The organism is Parvimonas sp. D9 (assembly GCF_035282565.1).
Taxonomy (GTDB): Bacteria; Bacillota; Clostridia; order Tissierellales; family Peptoniphilaceae; genus Parvimonas; species Parvimonas micra.
The window spans coordinates 1-441 of record NZ_JAYKBM010000060.1; the positions used below are offsets into that span (position 1 = coordinate 1).

Here is a 441-nt window from a genome sequence, read left to right on the forward strand (position 1 = left end):
TCAGGAACTACATTGGCCCATGAGCCAGCGTAATTTTTGCCATTGTGGATGCCTGCTCCTTCGACAATGTCGATAAAAGCACCCACGGAGACATCAACCATTTCACCGTCAAGCACACGCTGATACGTCTCAGTGGCATCACCACCGATGGCATCAATCATGTCCTTGTCGAGCCACGCCTCAGTCTTCAGCTTAGTGCCGTCGAGCTTGGTATTGGCCAGGAAACCAATTTGGTAGGTCTCCAAGACGGAGTGTATACTCGCCGATACCCACATCCCACCGATATTGGGGTGGTTCATCATTACAGGTCGGCCGTCCCACGATGCAGGAAACTTGCCGAACTCTGAAGCAACAGCCAGCTCAGGGGCGTCGCTGTTTACGCCTTGGAGAACACCTTCAACGACAGCGATGACGGGGACCACCGTATAGGTTTTACCCCGG

The 441-nt window shown here is 53.5% G+C and carries 1 protein-coding gene; it reads right to left on the reverse strand.

Annotated elements, in window-relative coordinates; genetic code table 11:
* On the reverse strand, positions 1-441 hold a 441-nt coding region (locus tag VJI94_RS08015), incomplete at both ends, for a hypothetical protein (RefSeq protein ID WP_324008964.1).